The sequence below is a fragment of the Nitratireductor sp. ZSWI3 genome (genome assembly GCF_024655565.1).
Lineage (GTDB): Bacteria > Pseudomonadota > Alphaproteobacteria > Rhizobiales > Rhizobiaceae > Nitratireductor.
Genome location: NZ_JANKOF010000022.1, coordinates 1 through 18596, shown reverse-complemented (window position 1 = coordinate 18596; position 18596 = coordinate 1). Strand labels below are relative to the sequence as shown.

12 protein-coding genes are annotated in these 18596 nt (G+C 59.7%); 3 read left to right on the top strand and 9 right to left on the bottom strand.

The genetic code is table 11. The features are described 5' to 3' along the window. Position 1 precedes the first annotated feature (1 nt). Entirely contained in the window at positions 2-1558 is a 1557-nt protein-coding gene (locus NUU27_RS09515) for a Fic family protein (protein ID WP_257761861.1), read from the top strand. Between the two features lie 67 nt (positions 1559-1625). Here the strand turns inward: NUU27_RS09515 and NUU27_RS09510 are convergent, their stop codons facing one another. The 9 genes from NUU27_RS09510 to NUU27_RS09470 all read right to left on the bottom strand — a co-directional run bounded on the left by NUU27_RS09510 (position 1626) and on the right by NUU27_RS09470 (position 15106). Continuing rightward, entirely contained in the window at positions 1626-5243 is a 3618-nt protein-coding gene (locus NUU27_RS09510) for a DEAD/DEAH box helicase (protein ID WP_257761860.1), read from the bottom strand. After that, on the bottom strand, positions 5236-6204 hold the full coding sequence (locus NUU27_RS09505; protein ID WP_257761859.1) for an aminotransferase: 969 nt from the start codon (positions 6202-6204) through the stop codon (positions 5236-5238). The genes NUU27_RS09510 and NUU27_RS09505 overlap by 8 nt, the downstream gene beginning before the upstream one ends. A gap of 64 nt (positions 6205-6268) precedes the next feature. Next, positions 6269-7681, bottom strand: coding sequence for a nuclease PIN (locus NUU27_RS09500; RefSeq protein ID WP_257761858.1), 1413 nt, complete (start codon positions 7679-7681; stop codon positions 6269-6271). Continuing rightward, on the bottom strand, positions 7678-9453 hold the full coding sequence (locus tag NUU27_RS09495; protein ID WP_257761857.1) for an SIR2 family protein: 1776 nt from the start codon (positions 9451-9453) through the stop codon (positions 7678-7680). Before NUU27_RS09495 ends, NUU27_RS09500 begins: the two co-directional genes overlap by 4 nt. After that, the gene (locus NUU27_RS09490) at positions 9441-10523 is read right to left on the bottom strand and encodes a BsuBI/PstI family type II restriction endonuclease (protein WP_257761856.1); all 1083 of its coding nucleotides are present in this window, start codon (positions 10521-10523) and stop codon (positions 9441-9443) included. The genes NUU27_RS09495 and NUU27_RS09490 overlap by 13 nt, the downstream gene beginning before the upstream one ends. Next, positions 10523-12355, bottom strand: coding sequence for a class I SAM-dependent DNA methyltransferase (locus NUU27_RS09485; RefSeq protein ID WP_257761855.1), 1833 nt, complete (start codon positions 12353-12355; stop codon positions 10523-10525). The genes NUU27_RS09490 and NUU27_RS09485 overlap by 1 nt, the downstream gene beginning before the upstream one ends. Beyond that, entirely contained in the window at positions 12355-12549 is a 195-nt protein-coding gene (locus tag NUU27_RS09480) for a ribbon-helix-helix protein, CopG family (RefSeq protein WP_257761854.1), read from the bottom strand. Before NUU27_RS09480 ends, NUU27_RS09485 begins: the two co-directional genes overlap by 1 nt. A 150-nt stretch (positions 12550-12699) precedes the next feature. Beyond that, positions 12700-13224 (bottom strand): DUF6650 family protein, encoded by a 525-nt coding sequence (locus NUU27_RS09475; RefSeq protein ID WP_257761853.1) that lies wholly within the window; start codon positions 13222-13224, stop codon positions 12700-12702. Between the two features lie 244 nt (positions 13225-13468). Next, positions 13469-15106 carry a DUF6119 family protein gene (locus NUU27_RS09470; RefSeq protein ID WP_257761852.1) on the bottom strand — a complete coding sequence of 546 codons (1638 nt, stop codon included), beginning with the start codon at positions 15104-15106 and terminating at the stop codon, positions 13469-13471. A gap of 398 nt (positions 15107-15504) precedes the next feature. On the opposite strand from NUU27_RS09470, the gene NUU27_RS09465 reads away from it, so the two are divergent. Continuing rightward, complete coding sequence (locus NUU27_RS09465; protein ID WP_257761851.1) at positions 15505-16698, top strand: DUF932 domain-containing protein; 1194 nt, start codon at positions 15505-15507, stop codon at positions 16696-16698. A 174-nt stretch (positions 16699-16872) separates the two neighbouring features. Next, positions 16873-18596: ParB/RepB/Spo0J family partition protein (locus NUU27_RS09460; RefSeq protein WP_257761850.1), on the top strand; the 1724-nt coding region annotated here is incomplete at its 3' end.

The window sequence follows — 18596 nt, the reverse complement described above, 5'->3', positions numbered from 1 at the left end:
CATGAAGCTGGATATCGGGAAGCCTGCCCATTTTCAGAACGAATCCGTTCCAGAGGGCGCGCGGCTCGCGGGGTGGGCGGCACTTGTCCACGCGCTCGACGTGAAGGCGCCCGCGAGAAACCCCGCCTGCATCTCTGAACGGCATGTACGCGGCAATCGCCGGGGGGAGGGCATCTGGGAGGTCTATGATAAACGGTATCAACCAGAAGACACCCTGGATGGGCATCTCGGCTTTGCCCTACGCCATGAGCCGATCGATCTTCTGGTGCTCAAGCGCATCCTTGATGCGTTGCCAGAACAGGATCTCATAGGCTTTATCCAGCGGACACCGACCGGTGCGGTGACGCGGCGCGTATGGTTCTTTTACGAAACCCTAAGCGGCAAGCGGCTCGATATCGATGACGCCCCTACCGTCACCGCGGTCGACGCACTCGATCCCGAAGCCTATTTCACCGGCCCCGCATCTCTGTCCCTGCGCCATCGGGTGCGCAACAATCTGCTTGGCACGGGCGAATTCTGTCCGATCATCCGGCGCACAGAAAAACTGGAAGCATTTCTGGCCCTCGATCTTTCCAGGAAGGCGCAGGAGACGATAGGGCGAACGGGCGCTCACATCGTTTCCCGAGCTGCAAGCTTTCTCCTGCTGGCGGACAGCCGCGCGAGCTTCGAGATCGAAGGAGAACGTGCGCCAGCCAGTCGGCTCGAGCGTTGGGGACGCGCTGTTCTTGAGGCCGGCAAGCGTCCGCTCAACCAGACCGAGATCTATCGCCTGCACCGCATCCTGATCGGTGATGACCGGTTCACCGAGATCGGATACCGCAGCGAGGGCGTGTTTCTGGGTGAGCGGGATCATAACCATGATCCGCTGCCCGAGTTCATCGGTGCCAGCCCTCAGGATGTTCCCGACATCATGACCGGCCTCAATGAATGCAACAATAGACTGCGAACCTCGGACGTCGATCCGGTCCTGCAAGCCGCTACGATCGCATTCGGGTTCGTCTACGTTCACCCACTGGCCGACGGCAATGGCCGCCTGCATCGCTGTCTCATCCATCATGTGCTCGCCGAGCGCAAATATACCCCGCCCGGCATGGTGTTTCCTGTCTCGGCAGTCATGCTGGATCGGATCGACGACTATGCCACGACCCTGAAGGGGCATTCCGGCCCCTTGATGGAGTTCATCGACTGGCGCGCGTTGCCTAACCACAATGTCGAAGTCACCAACGATACGGCGGACCTCTATCGCTATTTCGATTGCACCGAGGAGGCCGAGTTCCTCTATAGCTGCGTGCAGCGAACCGTCGAGATCGACTTGCCGCGCGAGATCGACTACCTCAAATGCCGCGATCAGGCGCTGACCGCCATCATGAACCTGGTCGAGATGCCCGACCGCATGGCGCAGGATCTGATCATGCACATCCGCCAAAATGGTGGATCGCTCAGCAAACGACGCCGCACCGGCGAGTTTGAGAAACTGCGGGACAACGAGGTTCAGCAGATCGAGGCGATCATCGTGGACGCTTTTGAAGAATTCGACCGCAAATACAGTGCAGAATAGTGAGCCTCAGCCAGTGCTTTGTTCGGAACCAAACATCGTGGCTCGGGCCGATCGAGAACCTGCAACCTCACCCGGCGAATGTCCTGTCCACAAAAGGCCGCCTGACGTCGGTATGGAGCTCGAAATCCTGACGATGGAACCGGCCGCGAAACGGCGAGTCATCACGTTTTGATCGAGCAAGAACATAACCGGCCGCATCGATCCAGTTGATGGCGTCGTCCGCAACCACGGGGACAACACGGTACAGGCCGCGCTCACCTGTCGTGCCGGTCAATTCCACTGGGACACTGTTTCCGCGGCCTGCCGCGCGCTCCGGCTGGGGCAGGCTGCGTTCCCAGGCAAGGAAGAGCTGCGGATCGATAAAATCCTCGGCGTCGAGATTGTCATATTCTGCCTCCAGCCATGTTTCATACTCCTCCCGCCGGGCGGCAGCCGCTTCTCTGGTCTGCGCCAAGCCTTGCGAGAGAGCGAAGGCGACGAACGGGTCGAGTGTTCCCCATCGCAGCAATTCTCGCGCCCAAAAGCCAAACCACGGCAGTCCTGTCGTTTCACGCCAAGCATCCAGAGAGGGTACAGTCAGCGGATCACCGGCACCGTCCGACCAAGCCCGCGCCACTACGGCGCCCACTGCTACGCCTAACCGAAATTCAATGTTATCAGCGACAAAGCGCTGCCATGCGCGCAGTCGGCTCGGATCGGGACTGGCTGCCTCCGGTGCCAGAACCCACCATCCCAGCACGCCTTGCCAGTTTTCGAGGAGCGTCCGATCGGTTTCGGTGGCTCGAACACGAAAGCCGTACCCACGATCGGCGGCAATGAGTTCGCCAAGCGCGACGAAGACGGCGAGACGGTCTTCTGCGGTTGCGCTGCCATAGTCCTGCGCCGCCTCGATCACGGCCCTCATATCCGGTGCGATTGCTTCAAACCGCCGCCCGACATACGGCGTGAAACCATATTGGTATAACCGGCTGCGTTCCTCCGCATCGGGATAAATTTCGTCGATGATGGCGCGTCCACGGCGTACGAATGCACGCTCCAGCCATTCTTCCTGGGCTGCTGCGTAAGCGGAGAAAGTCCTGCGCCAAAGCTGCATAAATGCGTCTTCGGCTGCCGCTCCTTCCAGCCCTTCTGCCCGCAGGCGCTCGATTTCTTCGATGGCGCTCAGGAGTATCCCGTCGAGTTCGTCCACGCTATCGGCGAGCCGGCTTTCTTCGGAGGTTTCGGCACGGCCCGCCTCATCGCTGATATCCGGAGGGATTGCGGCTTCAAGCCATTCCAGAAAGGCGTCGCCCTGCAATCCAAGCAAGTCCCGCACGCGATCTGCAATGCTCTGCAGCAGCAATGCCAGCGGGCTATCGACTTCGGCCTGCTCAAGTTCTTCCGCGAGGAGCCTGCGCCTAAGCGCGTCGTAATCATCGCGAAGGGCGCGAATCTGGCGGCGCTGCAAGGGAATCTGTTTAGGCGCAGTTGATGCAGGCCGCCTGGGTATGGCAACCAGTGTGATGCCTTCCATACCATTGCTCGCGCCCGGCCGTCCGGCCCTGCCCGACAGATTGCGGAATTCAGCCGCGGAAATCGGCGTTTCAACGGGGGTGTTGTTCACCGGATCGTATGTCCGGCGTTTCAACGCCGTGAGAAAGATGATGTCGAATGGAAGATTGACGCCTTCTGTCAAAGTTGCGGTGGCCACCGTGATCGGGCAAATTCCCCGGTCGATGAGGTCGGTCATAAGCCTTCTGAGGCGCTGTGGCATCTGCCCGTGGTTAGTAGCAATGCCCTGGTCGAGCAGTGCGAGTTCGTAGGAATCCTCACCGCAATAGTCTATGCAGGCCGCTCTTGTCTCATCAAAACGGGCGCGTCCCTCGTCGTCCTCGGGAGGTTCAAAGGTCAGCGCGTCCTGCCAGCTTTCGAGTTCCAAAGCGTCCTTGTACCACCCCATGGTCTTTTCCGGCTGCTGGGCAACCGAAATGAGGATGCGACGGTCATCGTCGATGAGATGCAGCGCAGTCCACAGAACGTCCAGTTCATTGAAACGATAAATGCTGTGGCGCATCGCCGCCGATAGGTCAGGCATCGGCGGCGTGCCGAGGCGCAGATAAACGGGTTCGTCGCGTCCACGCACAAACAACGGCCGCCCGTTCATTAGTTCAAGCAGCATCCGGCCGGAACTGCCATATGCCGTCTCGAAAACGCCGACAATCTGCCTTGTGCTCCGGTAGCGCGTTCCGACTGCCTGCGCATCCTCACGACCCTCGATCCAGCGTGCAACCGGAGACGCGGCTCCGCCGGCCACGGCTGTCAGCGCAATCCTGACGATATCCGGAGATTGAGCCAGCAGGCGTGACACAAATCCTTCAAGCCGAATTGAGCGGTTGGAATGTTCTGCGAAATCCGCTTGCGTCCGTTCATTATCCTCAGGAACGACCTGGTGGGCTTCATCGACGATTAAGAGCCGCAGGCGGCGCAACAATAGCGGGCCGAGATAGCGCATTAGGGCATCGGCCTTCTCGACCGTCGCTATGAGGACAGTTGGCCTGTCTGCATCAAGCCAATAGTCGGTCACCCCCCAATCCGAACCGCCATAGAGGCCTGTCACGATGAGGTCGCGGCCAAGTTCCCCCGTCAGCTTTGCCTCCACTTCGCCTGCCAGCGCTCTTGAGGGAACCAGATACAAGGCGAGCGGCGCGGGATCTTGCTCTTCCCGCAGAAGCAGCTCCTTGACGAGCGCGAGATTGGCAACCAGCGTCTTCCCGGAGCCGGTGGGCGTGCATAAGGCAAATGATGATTCTTCGAGAAGCCGCGCTATGCCGTGCCGCTGCGAGGTCCAGAGAATGCCGCGCTTGCGGCTGAACTGGGTTCGGGCAAAGGCCTCAAGGCGTGGCGCACGTTCAGGATTAAGAGCGCCAAGTGCGCGAACCGGCGTATAGATGCTTGCGTCCCGATATGTAATCGCAACCTGATACAAGAGCGCCACAAGGGCAGACGCATCGTCACCCAGGGTGCGCACGGCCATCTTGTCGAGTGCGGATAGCTTGGCGAGCGCGCGGTCAAGGCGCTGGTCATCACCGCGGCGCAAGGCGTCAGCAATGGCGCCGAGCGCACGGATCAGTTCGACCGTGAAATACCAGCTAACCTTGTCCTCACCGTCATCACCGAGCAGGCGTCCGGGGGCCTCCCGGTCGGTGATGTCCAGATGATCGCGCCAGAACGCGGTAACGGTGCGGATTACGCCATCAAAGTCGGCGCGCAGGAACCGTGCATAGAGTCGCCTTCCGGCGCTGTCGAGGCGCACCTGCCCAAGCAGCGCAGCCGACATCGCCGGCAAGCCGCCCAACTGGTATGATGCAGCCGCAAGCAGTTCCAGCGGCACAAAAGTTTCGAGGTCGTCATGGGCGCGTGTGAGCCATTCCAGCAATTCGCCGGCACGGCGGTAGCACAGGATGGCATTCGCAGAAGCTTCACCTTCGACCTTGCGGAAGATGGCGGCGGCATCGAGCAGGCGCCGCGCATCATAGAGTTGACTTCGGGATTCCGCATTGCCCCATTGAATGGTCGGCACTTCCCATGCGGTCTGCAATCCCCGCACGAACGATCGCGCCTGAATGGGTGTTAGCGTGTCCTCCGGCGCGACCTCGCGTCGAAGCTGTTCAGCGATTTCCAGCCGATCCTGGTCCAGTTCAGGCATCACCGCCTCCATCAGACCAAAGGCTCTCATAGAGAGCGTCGATCAATTCCTCGCCGTCTTCGAGGATGACTTCCACCAGTTGCAGATCGTGTCCTGCGGTATAGTCGTCGGGCATTTCCTTGAATGGCAGAAGGCAGTTCATTTTTTCGCGCGTGGCAGCGCCGTTGCCGACGATGATGATAAGGTCGGTCCTGGGAAGCGGCTCGGGGTCATTTAGGACCAAAGCCCGTTCCATCGACAATATTGCCGCATCGTAGCCGTCGGGATCGTGCTCCTGCAAAAGCCTCATAAGTTGGCGCACACCAATTGGGACGGGCGGGTCATTATTCACGTCGTTCCAGACGCCTTTACCAGAATGGACTTTCCCTCCTCCGCCGGCAGGATCGTCTATCTTTTTTCCGTGCATCAGCGAATCCACTACCGACTGCGTCAGCGTCTTCCGCCATTTGGCCTCACCCGCGATGAATCTTACAACGGCGCCATCCTCGTCTAGGAGCAAGCCAATGAAATCAGAACCAAGGCGTCCGATTGTCTGGCGCTTCCTTTCCGGGTTGCGGGCCAGCGCGAAAAGGTAGTTCCGCGCATCCTCGTGATAGCGGAACAGGAAAATCGGCACACACCAGTCATGCGCGCCAACTAGTTCGTAGCCCTCGGTGATAAGCCCGGCCATCACTTCGCCAAACAGGCCCTTCCGCGTCGTGCCGGGAAGACAGCCGGGGTACTCTATGGGTGCGTCGCCGCCATCACCTGCGTCGGGGTGGAGGTCAATGCCGATATCGGCATGGAAGACCTCCCGCGCATCAAGGTGGGCTGATTCAAAATAGGGAAGTAGAGCCTGGCATAGAGCTTCGCGGTCGATCTCCTTCTGCAAGAGCAGAAGGTGGCCGAACTTGCCGTTGGTTGAAGGGTGGCCCTCCAGCCATTCTTCAAGAGCGTCATGCGGTGGTGGACAAGTGTGCATCCCGCCCCCCGCGGTCGCAGCGACAGCAGCAGTTCAAACTTTCTCGCTTTCCGGACCGTACCATCTACATAAAATTCCTGAAATCATAGACTGTATCAACGATGTTTGGATTCTGTTGTACAATATCGGCAAAATATTTTGAGTAAACTAACGTAACCGGCAGCTTCTTGTATAGTGTATTGTTATTCCAATCCATTTTCGTCAGGCCAAGAACGGCCGCGCAGGTTTCGTGCCAGCCGCCAGCGCCGGTAAAGCGGCGAAGCAATATGGGAGATGGCGTCGGCTTTAACACCCCTTCCTTGTAAACATTCCAGTTCGGATTCTCGACATGTACGCCAATGACGCTCCCTTGCGTCCATAACAACGCTTCGTTTCCTTCGATCGGGACGTAGGTGCCTCGTTCGACGGGATAGTTGTACGGCTGCGGCGGCGTCTTCGCGTCGAACCGGACAGCTTTCCAGGAGACGTTCTTTACGATCTGGACGAGTTCGACTTCAGTGCCATCCCGGAAGCTGTCGAGGGCGCCCAGAATCTCCTCATCCTTGAACGGCGTATTCTTGTGAACCGTAATCTTCCTCGGCGTTTGGCCAAAATGCCCGCTCTGATAGATTTCCAGGCTCCGTGAGAGGACCGATTGCATCTCGTAGTAGGACAGGTACGGGTTGCGCCTGCCGTCTTGTGTGAACTCGCGGGCATCATAGGCAACGAACCGGAAGCCGGTGCCGTCGGGATCAAAGACCTGGCTGCAGCATGTACTGTACAAATTTCCACCACGGTCGGTTTTGATAGCGTAGCTGATACCCACAAAGGCTTCGTCCTGGCTCAGGCCGGTCAGTTTCCAGGGCACGCCGCCGGCTTTGGCAAAAGCGGCGACACTTAATCCCCACATGACATTCGCGCGGCAAGTACGCTCGAAACTGGACTCCCGCACGATCTGGACCGGGATGTTCGAGGGCGCGCAGTAGGCCTTCAGGAAGTCGTGGAAATTGAAATTCTCGCCCTCGAAGCAGGAGGACCAGTGAGGCGGCAGATAGATCAGTGCGAGATCGAAGCTTCCCCGCGCGGCCTTCAATTGCGAGACGCACTGGAACAGTTCCCGCGCCAGATCGTGTTCCGCACCCGCCTGCGCGTGCGCATCGAGACTTTCCGGTAGCACGATCTGCACGCGCTCATCGAGCGGCGCTATCGGAATGCGGAATGCCTGCGTGAAGCCCGGATATTCCGGATAGTAGTTCTTGGCCTCTTTGGGCGCGGCCGGCTTGTCCAGTTCCCCGACAAGGCCGCGCAGCTTCCCCATATCGCGCTCAGGTGCAACGAGGGCAAAACGGAGTGTAGTCGGCGCGCCGAGTTTGAGGCCGTAGGGACCGTGGTTCAGCAACCCGAGCAAAGGATGCTTGTGCCTGCCGTTTTCAGCGAACATCAAAACGGGTTCGGACAGCTTGGTATAGCCGGACAATTCCTCGGTGCCGCCGCTCATCTCCCGAGCCTCCGCGCAAAGGCCGTGCGGCTTCCTATGAGGAAAGCGGGATTACCGGCGTCTTCAGAACCGTCGAACGCTGCAAGCCGGACATCAACACCCCTTTGGTCGGTGCCAAGGATGATCTGCACCCATGCGCTCAAAAGTTCGTTGTACTTGCTATTCAAGCGGTCCCGGCGGCGCTGGTCGAGGAACTCGACTGCATCCTGACGAGCTCTGGCGGGCCAGATCCATATGTCCGGATCAATCAGAAGCCACACGGCGCCGTTCTTCATGTCGATCGAAATGCGCGCTGCTTCGGACCAGCGCACCTGTTCAGCTTGCGGATGTTCGTCGGTGACTGCCGAAAACAAGCCGGGGACAATCCCGGAGGTCTTGCCGACGATGCGAGACAGCGGTCCCAGTGCGCCCGCATCTTCTGTATGCGGATCAGCGATAAGAAAGGCCGATGAGCGGGTAGTGCGGGACAGGACGGGGCGATCACGCGCAATTGCCGCGCAGATCGCTTCTTCCAGAAACCCCTTTACGTGCAGATTTTCAGCCTCAGTGAAATCAGACGGAAGGTCGGCTTCCGACACGGAGACAAGATCGTCGCCGAATTGCGCGGTGACGGCTTCCCTCTCGCCCCAGCACCAGACGGCATCCGCCCTGGTGAAGATCAGTTGCCCCTCCGTGTCGTGCCGCGCTTCCCTCAAATCAGCCCATTCCTTTGGCGTCTTGAATGACAGGGAAAGGCAGCGCTGCGGAAGTTCCCGGATTGGTAGCGCATTGAAACGCAGAAGCGGCTTGGCCTGACCGGTCACCGGCAGCGGAATGCTCACCGAAGCGGAGCCGGTTTTCTGCACCTTCGCATTGAGGTCGGCGGGTTTGTTGTCGATGTTCCGCCAAAGCCGAAGCATGAGCGTGTCAAATGTCTCGATCTCGGCATAACGCGCGTTGACCCCTTTCGCCGCTGCCTCCTCCAGAAGTTGGTTCACCGGAGGCGGGATTGGGCTTCCTTTCAGGCCGGTCCAGAACAGGCCGTGCGGGAAAGCGTTATCGCCATCAAGCACAGTGCGCAGCAGCTTCATAATGCTGGCGTCGCGTCCGCTATAGCCCGCGATGATAAAGCCGAAGCGCCTGCCGGCATTCACCATGCAGGCAGCAAGCGCGTCGTTCTGGCGCGCAAGGTCGGCCGGGAGGTTCTTGATGCTGTCATAGCGAAAATCGCCGTGCAGCTTACAATAGATTGGGAACTCTTCGTTGTTCAGTGCCTGGTTTGCGGCAGATGAACCCTCAAGATGAAAGGCCGAAAGCGAACCGCCGGAGACTTCGGCGACTCCTTTTTCGACAACGGTGTCGAAATTGGTGCTGAACACGATGCGCGTGAGCCCGGAAGAGATCAGCGCGCCGAGCACGCGGTTGCCGACCGAGAGGGCCACCCGGTCCTCGGACAGCATCCCTTTCAGATAGCGCCGCTGCCGCTCCCTGTCGGTGCCGAAAATCTTTTCAAAGTAGGTCGCATATTCGTCGTCGGCCCATTGCTCGGGGAATCCCCGCGCGTCCATGAAAGCTTGGATGCGGGCCTGAACCGCTTCGTTCTGGACATCTTGCCGGGCAATCTCCTGGTTTTCTTCGCGGCAATAGTGGCGCCGCTTCAAATCCCAGATAACGTCTGTGGCCGTGGGCAGCCCCGCCGACCTTGATGTCCCCGCGCCGAGGAACCAGGCGAAATTTTGAGGTCTCGCGCAAAAGAGACCGGTGAGTTCTGCCTGATCGATCAACTCCGCCATTGCGTCAGGGTTCTCACGCTGGAGGCTTCCCCCTCATGGAGATGGATGAGGTGCTCCGGTTCGGATGCGAACCAGACGAATGCGCCCCACGCGAGGGAATCAACGGCCTTTTTGAAGGCGGAATCGCTGCGGTCGAGGAAGGCAGTGGCAAAGACGACGTGTTCGGCGGGGAAGCCGGCATTCTGCGCAAGTTCGGTCAGCGCCTGTTTGCGCTCCCGCGTTACCGGGCCGTCGGTTGCCACGACTTCGATAAAGACGAGGAGAGGATGTTTCGGCCCAAGATCAGCAAGAACGATGTCCGGCAGGTTCTTCTCGGCGCGAATCTGCAAGCCGATGGCCTTGGCGAGATCGTCGTCCCGGCTGACAACCTTGTTGCGGCTTTCGCTCAGGAAAATGACTGCAGGCTGCTCAAGAAAGCGCGGCGCGAATATCTCGATGACGGCCTTGGAGATCACCGAACTCGGTCCTGGCGCCATGCGCCGGGTCTCGCCGCTCGGATACTTCACCATGATATGGTCGCCGCCCGCAACGGCGCCTTTGCGGACCATCGTAATGCGGGCAAGCGCGCCCGCATTCAGGTTGTCGCCCTGCCAGGTGGCGATGGTGGAGTCCAGTTTGGTTCCCTTGAGCGCGGGATTGAACAGCGCCGCAAAATCCCCCTTAAGGGCGTAGCGCGGTGAAGGAGAAGTGGTTGGAAGCCCGCCGCGTTCAACGACGACGCCATTGGCAAGGAAGCCTGCGCGGATCGTATCGTCGCGGATAGATTCACGGGTATTGACGGCGTACCAGCGGCCGGGAATCTCGCCCTTGCTGCTCTTGAGCGATTCTTTCGTCCAGGCGTGCCGCGCGGCTTCGTCGGCCTTGGATGCCTGATCGTCCGTCATTCGGGTGACCTGATCGGGCCTGATCCAGATATCCGCGCCTTCAACGGCGCCGACATAAAGCATCACGAAAACGGTCTTTGCGGCGATTTCCCACGTGCAGTTCGCCCGGTTCGGGCTGCCTTCGGGAAAGATCAACTGGAGGCGTTGATGAATGTCGGGGACAGGCAGCAGCGGCGGCAACGACATCAGCGCCCCGCTTTCTTGAACAGATCAGTCGCAGCCGTCTCGATTTCAAGCCGTGTCGCTCCTCTGAGGACAAGATTCTCAAAGGCTATCATCGCCTTCGGGCCAGGCAGCGGCAGCGCTTCGAGTTCATAGGCCGAAACGGCCACGCTGCCGTTAATGCAGCGAAAGAGCTGGTCGATGATCTCGGTATTCAGCAATGCCGAAAGCGCTTCGGCTGACACCGCCGGTTTGCCGTTTAGCGGACGGATCATGTTGAGGTGGTTTTCGACAACCACAGCGCCATGCCGATCGATGAAGCTTTTCGGCAGCGCTGCGGCGATCAGCCTGCGTGATTGCTCCTTTGCGGTTGTGCGCTGAAGGAGAACACAGGGAAAATCTGTAACGACCCATCGTTCCTCCGGGCGCGGCTCAAAGAACGGCTTGTGGTTCCGCTTTTCGGCGCGGAATTCAAAGCGCCCGTCGGCGCGCACAGATTCAGCCCAAATCAGCGGATAGCGGTTTTTCCCGCCCGCATCGCGCAGGCTCTTCTTGTGGCGATTCCAAACAAGGGGGCCGGTGCTGACCTTGTAGCCATAGTCGGCTAGGCGATGTGGCTTGTCGGCAACGCTTCGGATCAGTTTGCAATGTGATTTCAGGCGGGGGACAATCCAGGGATTATCTGGTTCGGAAGGCAGGCTGAACGAACCCGCGGCCGTCGCTGCAAACCTGCCGTCCGCCGTGGGAGAAAGGAAGTGGACCTGGCCGACATCGGGTGCGCCGCCGCGACGATATGCTGCCAGCAGCGTTTCTTGCAGGACATCCGCGAAGACCCCACGCCGTTCGGTGATAAAATCGATACTTACAGGTGGCGCTTCGCGGCCAAGAAGGCCGCGCAGCGCCTTGAAGTACTCGCCGCCAAGGAAGCTGGTCGGCGTTACATAGGCAACGATCCCGCTGGGGCGGGTAAAGCGTAGCGCAAGATCGGTAAAGACGCCGTACAGGTTCGCGTGTCCAAAAAGGCCGCGACGGAACCGCTCGCGCAGTTCGGTGGACAGAGTAACGCGCCCGTATGGTGGATTTCCTATGACGAGATCATACGCCGATCCTTCCGGCTCGCGCTCAAGGCTGTCGCAAACATCCACGAGCGTCGGCAATCTGGTGCCGGATGCGATGCAAAGCGGCGCAAGAGCATCCTCAAGAAAGACGTGCGACATCCATGCGGCGAATGGATCGAGCTCGAATCCCCTGAGCCTGCCAACGATGTTCTTCAGGGCAATTCCGGGGGCGCAATCGGTCAGTTGCTCCGCCATGCGCCGCGCGACAGGCGACAGGAAAGCACCGCCGCCGCAAGCCGGGTCGAGCACCTTCGCCGTCCGCCAGTCAACCCCAGCTTCGGTCGCCATGTCCAAAAGGCGTTCGCACAGTGCAGGCGGCGTATAATACGCTCCGAAATCAGCCCGGACTTTTCCCGGCATCATCGCCGTATAAAGGACGCCAATCAGGTAGCTTGCCTCCATCCCGTCGAGATCGGCGGCAGCCGACCCCATGGAATGGGCAAGAGCGAGAGCTGAGTCCGAAATCGGGGCGCAGTCGATCTCACGAGGGAGGGCAGAAAGGGTCCAGGACTTTGGCCGCTCCTTTTGCGCGTGCGACCAGTAGGAACTGATCGTCGCAAAAACGAGCGCCCGCGCCGTTGGCAGCCGCTCTTCCGGCGGCACCGATGCCGCCAGGGCGCGCGCCATGACAATACCATCCGTCAGAATTGCGCGGGCCGCGCGTTCTCTTTCTTCCGGATCGTCGTGCAAATAATCTGCTGCACTGTTGCTCACGCTTCCCCCGATCGTGCGCTGCATTACTCGTTTCTCGATTCATCCCGCAGGTCGGTCAACGGTAACTGATCCTGACCCTCCTGATACCGATCAAGCAGTTCTCTGATCGCGCGGCGGCCAAGCCATGCCAGTGAGACGCGGTTCTTTTCCGACAAAGCTACGAGCGCCTCGTATTCACTTTCGATCAGGTTGATCGTCACGCGATGCTTTGCGGCCATCGAAATCCCGCTGAATGAACTGCTGCAGACTGCAGCATACCGATTCTCAAGATGACTGCGCATCTCCTGCCGGTCAAGGCAAAATATCGAACAAAAGAAGAACTATGTCTCACCATTTGTCCGGAGCGCGTCGGTTGACACACGACCCGTTCAGCCTCCACCATCAGGGGCACTGTCGCCAAGGGCCGGTATGATCGACGCAAGATCTCCCTCAATGTCGATCCCGTAGCGCCCTGCCAGAAGGGCTACCTGATGGCCGACTGTGGCACGGTAAGCGCCCAAAGCCATGAAGAAGCCGGGCAGGCCGCGACGCGGCCAATCTCCGTCGAAATGGGGGAACTCTTCAAGCTGGTCGTCATGGAACCGACGCCCGGCTTCGCGGATTGCCCGGATCGGCGCGATGGCGAACGCAGACGCAGACAGCGCTTGCAGCGTCTTGGTGCATTCCTCTCGGATTTGGTGGATGGAATGCTCGACTTGGCTTTCCACTTCAAGCTGGAAGGGATTGTAGAGAACGCGGCGGTCTTCGAGAAAGACGAGGAAGCGCCGGACGAGTTCGGTTTCGGATGGACCAGGGTCGGCCCATTGTACGCCGCCGAGAGGCGTGCTGATCCCTGTTATCTGCCGCGCCGTTTCCGCCGTGACCTTGCCGCCTTTGCGAAGCCAGTTTCTCATTCATGCCCCTTTTTCGTTCAACGTAAGCCAAATCCCGCGATCAGCCCCGGGCGCGCCGTGAGGAGCATTTCCAGATGGCTCTCCGGCTACATATCGATCCCGAGCCCCCGATCTGATTGCGCCTGCTTTCCAATGGCTGCCACCGTATCCGCCGAAAAGGTCCGCTCGTTGCGAGTATGACGACATCGACGCGCGGCGGCTCAAGCAGTTTTCCCATCTGCTTGCGTGTCTCTCATGATCTGCCTCAAGTCGGAATGAACCTGAGCACCACATCGAACGTCATTCCCTTCAACGTCCGCGCCTCATCCCTGAGCGTAATGCGGCTGAAAAATGGGATCGTAAACGAACCGTCCGGGCGTGGCGCGTCAATGATGTGGAATTCGATCACCCAATCGGAGAGAGAGTCGCCTAGATTGGCTTTCAGTGCCTCCGCAGTGTCGTTGTCCGTCAGAGCATGCACCCGTTCCACCAGAATTTGCCGGGCTTCGGGATATGTCTTAAGAAGCCGTGCCGAATTGCTACCCTGCTTGAAGAAGTGGCTAAGAACGCTGGATTGCCGCGAACTCTTTTTGACGTGTATCAGTCGCTTGCTGGCGATGTCGAGCAGATCGCAGGCCTCAAATTTCCCGTAAGGAACTGATGGAACCAGGAGAATTTCCTGATCCAGACAAATCTGGCTGTAGGACACCGCGCATCGTTTGTTATATTCAAGCTCGCCCTCGAAACCTGTCTTCTTTCCGTCCTCCGATACCTTTTTGATTATTTTCAACGGAGCTGAGGACCATTCCTTAACAAGCCCTTGAAATCCGAGATCGACATCATTCTTGAACTGCTGATCCAGCCGATACCATTCCCCTTCGCTGATCGCGTACAGACCATCATCGATCACCACCGAGCCAATTAGTGCCTTTTTTAGGCTCCAGCGCTTCTTCACCATCGCATCATTGGCGAATTCGGCAAAAACGCCATGCTTTTTGACCAGCGAGTTCACGTCCAGACCGGCAATGTTATCGCCAAGTTCAGCGCGATAATTCGCCATCAAAAGGTCGGGAAAGCGTCCTTTGACATACAGGCCGCTGAATCCGAAATAGACGACATCCTCTTCCGACCACCCAGGCATCGACAGCTCGAAATTATCTTGCCCGGCCTTGATAATTTCCACCGCCTTTGCATCCAGCGTCATCAACATGGTCTGATCGAGGATTGGTCGCACCTTGTCGATGATCTGAAAGCCAGTCTTTTTGTAATCGTCCGACTGGAATCGCGTCAGAGCCTCTTCGGCAATCCCGGCCAAGTCCGACAATGTCATTTCGCGCGTAATTTTCAGTGATGTAGAACCAGCAAGGCTGTTGGCAAAGTCGTCGTCATCCGTCCGCCCCGTTATCCGCCGCACAAGATCGAGCGCTTCGTCGATTCCGAACGCTTGCAGGTCCCTTTGAAAAGCTGACTGGGAAACGCCCTTTATGGCTTCTCCCAGATGGCTACGATCGATCCTCCTCAACTTGCTGTCGTTCAGCGAATTAATGGCAACCCGAAGACCGAAATCTGTTTCGATCTTCGAGTCATCAATGTACTGCCAGCCATGCGCAAACGAGGTGACGAATATCCGCTTCGCATGCTCAAAGACCACAACGGCACATGACGACTTGTTCTTGATCGCAGGCAGCCCACCGAAAACCTCCCCCACATCGGAAAGCCATGTTGGAGGACGTGGGACGTTGTCGAAAATGTAAGCCCTTGCTTTACTGCCCAGCCCCTCAGAGTCAGCTACGACCGCGTCTCCCGCGTTAACGCGGGTTTTCGCCGCTTCCGTCAGCACATGTTCAAATTCCTCGACCTCAACCTTCGCGAGATAGAGCGTAAACGTCTTTGATTTTGACATCTAACCAGCCCCCGCGCTGCAAATCGACTTGCAGAAATCCCAGAGTACTATTGTGGACGAAAGTTGAGCTTTCGCAACATTGGGCACGTGACGCCCACTTCAGCGAAGGCTAGACATGGCATTGCTGGCAAATTCACACGCGGAACCGGCGCTGGCACCCACCGCCGACTTTTCCGCTGATTGGAAGTCAACAAGCCGCTGATTGGAACTACTCGGATCGCGATCTGGAACCTCCGGGAGGGGAAGGCCTTCCCCTGCGGCCGAGCCTGTAGTCTCGGTCGACCCCTTCTGCGGGGAGACCCCGCAACGCCCCCCGAGAGTGAGAGTCTGGAGGGTTTTCCGTGACGGGTTGGAAGTTGGAGGAGAGGCCTCCGGCGCCCGTCATGGAGTTTGATCCCATGACCATGCAGGTTCTCGATGCCCGCCGCGATACGAGTGGGGGCTACAAGGTGGATGTCAGCTGCGGCGAGCGGGTTGGCCGCGTTTCGTCGGAATGGTTCAACCGGCCGGACGACGAGCGATTTCTGTCCCTCGACACCCTGGCGGAGACAGTCCGGTCCCGCGCCGAGCGCAGCAAGACCCGTGTGCTGGAAAGCGCGCTGATCCATGTCGAGGCGAGCCGGGACGATCCCGAACGGCTGTCGCTGATGCTGCCGGGGGCCGACGCTCCGGTCGCGCCGACCCATTGGAGCTTCGGCCAGCTCGCCGGCCTGGTCGGGGCGCCGGCCGCTTATCTACGCCAGCTTCCCGCCGCATTGGCCGGCATCAACCTGCAATATGGCCTGACCTCACACCGCGCCGAGCAGATCAAGACCATGGAGATCGAGAACGGCCGCTTGGAACTGCGCGCTGTCACCGGGCCGGACTATGGCCGCATCTTCGATTACGAGCTGGTCGAAGCCGTGCAGCGCATCGCTGGAAACGGAATCGGCGACACGCGCTGGAAAGTGCCCGGCGTGCTCGACTGGTCCACCGGCATCTACAATCCGCGCGTGGACATAACTAAGGACACGACGACGCTCTACGCCTCGGATCGCGACGTATTCCTGTTTCTCGTCGACGATCTCAACCCCATCGAGGCCGGCAAGCTGCCCGATGGATCGCCCGATCTCTATTTCCGGGGATTCTACTGCTGGAATTCCGAAGTCGGCGCCAAGACGCTCGGCATGGCGAGCTTCTATCTCCGGGCCGTGTGCCAGAACCGCAACCTCTGGGGCGTCGAGGATTTCGAGGAGATCACGATCCGGCATTCCAAATATGCCGCGTCACGCTTCGCCCATGAGGCCGCGCCGGCGCTGCTGAACTTTGCCAATTCTTCCCCCATGCCCTTCGTCAACGGTATCAAGGCTGCGCGCGAGCGGATCGTTGCCCGCACTGATGAGGACCGAACCGACTTCCTGCGAAAGCGCGGCTTCTCCCGCGCCGAAACCGGCCGGATCATCGATACGGTGCTGGCCGAGGAAGGCAGGCCGCCGGAATCCATCTTCGATTTCGTGCAGGGGATTACCGCGCTTGCCCGCGACAAGGCGCACCAGGACGCCCGCCTCGAGATGGAGGGCAAGGCGAAGAAGCTTCTCGATCGCGCGGCCTGATATCCACAAAGCCGGAAACGCGTTCCCCCGTGTTTCCGGCTTTGCGCTTCCGGTGCCTCTCCATCTGCCGTTTTCGTGGCGCTGCTCTCTTAGAGGAAGAGGGCGGCGCTACGCTTCATGACGGGTTTTCAGGCCGAGAGAGAGGCTTTCGGCGCCCGTCGCGGAGTAAGGAACATGGCTACTGCCGCTCAGAAAATCACCCTGTCGTCCTCGCGCGACATTCCCTTCAACAAGCTGGTGCTCTCCCAGTCCAATGTCCGGCGCGTCAAGGCCGGTGTTTCGGTCGAGGAACTGGCCGAATCCATCGCCCGCCGCGGCCTGATTCAGTCGCTGCATGTCCGGCCGGTGGTCGACGCGGACGGCAAGGAGACCGGCATGTTCGAGGTGCCGGCCGGCGGGCGCCGCTATCGGGCGCTCGAACTGCTGGTGAAGCAGAAGCGCCTGAACAAGACCGCATCGGTGCCCTGCGTCGTCTCGGAAGCCAGAGGCGATATCCTCATCGACGAGGTCTCGCTCGCCGAAAATATCGAGCGCGCGCCGCTGCATCCCCTTGACCAGTTCCGCGCCTTCCAGGCGCTGCGCGAAAAGGGCATGACTGAAGAGGAAATCGCGGCGGCCTTCTTCGTTGACGTCAAGGTCGTCAAGCAACGCCTGCGCCTGGCATCCGTCTCGCCCGCGCTGCTCGGAACCTATGCCGAGGACGGCATGACGCTCGAACAGCTCATGGCCTTCACTGTCTCCCCTGACCATGATCGTCAGGAACAGGTCTGGGCGGCGATCAAGGATGGCTGGCAGAAAGAGCCCTACACCATCCGCCGGATGCTGACCGAAACCGCCGTGAGGGCCTCCGACAAGCGGGCCGTTTTCGTGGGCGTGGGGGCCTATGAAGCGGCGGGCGGCATCGTGCTGCGCGATCTCTTCCAGTCCGACGATGGCGGCTGGTTGCAGGACCCGGTGCTGCTCGATCAACTGGTGGCCGAAAAGCTGAAGGCCGAAGCGGAGGCCATTGCCGCCGAGGGCTGGAAATGGATCGAGGTCGCTGTGAGCTTCCCGTATGGCCACCAGCATGGGCTGCGGCAGCTCGTCGGCACTACGGTCGATCTGACCGAGGAGGAGCGCGCGACCCGCGAGGCGCTGCGCGACGAGTTCGACCGACTCGAATCCGAATATGGTGAGGCCGATGAGCTTCCCGACGAGATCGACGAGCGGCTAGGGGAGATCGAACAGGCGCTCGACGCCTTCGAGCAGCGTCCGGCGATCTACGATCCCGGCGACATCGCCATGGCCGGCGCCTTCGTCAGCATCGGTGCGGATGGCGCGCTGTCGGTGGATCGCGGCTATGTGCGCCCCGAGGATGAACGCGCGGTCGAACCCGATGGCAATGACGCATCGGAGCCAGGTGGCGATGCCGATCATGCGAACGGACCCGCAGGCCAGCGTGCGGTCATCACGATCGGCGGCCAGCCCGCCGAGCCGGAGGAAGACGAGGATGACGGGGTCAAACCGCTGCCAGAACGTCTCGTCATCGAGTTGACCGCGCATCGCACGCTGGCGCTGCGCAACGCTGTCGCCGAGCATCCGGACGTCGCCATGACCATGTTGCTGCACAAGCTGATCAGCGACACCTTCCGGCGCACCGCGCCGACCGGGTGCCTGGAAGCCAGCGTGCGCCATGTCTTCTTCGCCGCGCAATCGGAGGAATTGAAGGACAGCACACCTGCCCGCGAAATTGCCGAGCGGCATGAACGCTGGGGCGATCATGTTCCAGCCGACGATCAGGCGCTCTGGGACTGGCTGACCGATCTCGACGACACCTCGCGTCTCGATCTCCTCGCCCATTGCGTCAGCTTCGGGGTCAACGCGCTGTTCGAGCGGCCGAACCCCTATGGCGGAACCGG

Coding starts and splice junctions, on each gene's coding strand:
- NUU27_RS09470 (WP_257761852.1), bottom strand. CDS start 15,106: ATGTCAAAATCAAAGACGTTTACGCTCTATCTCGCGAAGGTTGAGGTC.
- NUU27_RS09515 (WP_257761861.1), top strand. CDS start 2: ATGAAGCTGGATATCGGGAAGCCTGCCCATTTTCAGAACGAATCCGTT.
- NUU27_RS09475 (WP_257761853.1), bottom strand. CDS start 13,224: ATGAGAAACTGGCTTCGCAAAGGCGGCAAGGTCACGGCGGAAACGGCG.
- NUU27_RS09480 (WP_257761854.1), bottom strand. CDS start 12,549: ATGGCCGCAAAGCATCGCGTGACGATCAACCTGATCGAAAGTGAATAC.
- NUU27_RS09495 (WP_257761857.1), bottom strand. CDS start 9,453: ATGGCGGAGTTGATCGATCAGGCAGAACTCACCGGTCTCTTTTGCGCG.
- NUU27_RS09505 (WP_257761859.1), bottom strand. CDS start 6,204: ATGCACACTTGTCCACCACCGCATGACGCTCTTGAAGAATGGCTGGAG.
- NUU27_RS09490 (WP_257761856.1), bottom strand. CDS start 10,523: ATGTCGTTGCCGCCGCTGCTGCCTGTCCCCGACATTCATCAACGCCTC.
- NUU27_RS09485 (WP_257761855.1), bottom strand. CDS start 12,355: ATGCAGCGCACGATCGGGGGAAGCGTGAGCAACAGTGCAGCAGATTAT.
- NUU27_RS09500 (WP_257761858.1), bottom strand. CDS start 7,681: ATGAGCGGCGGCACCGAGGAATTGTCCGGCTATACCAAGCTGTCCGAA.
- NUU27_RS09510 (WP_257761860.1), bottom strand. CDS start 5,243: ATGCCTGAACTGGACCAGGATCGGCTGGAAATCGCTGAACAGCTTCGA.
- NUU27_RS09465 (WP_257761851.1), top strand. CDS start 15,505: ATGACCATGCAGGTTCTCGATGCCCGCCGCGATACGAGTGGGGGCTAC.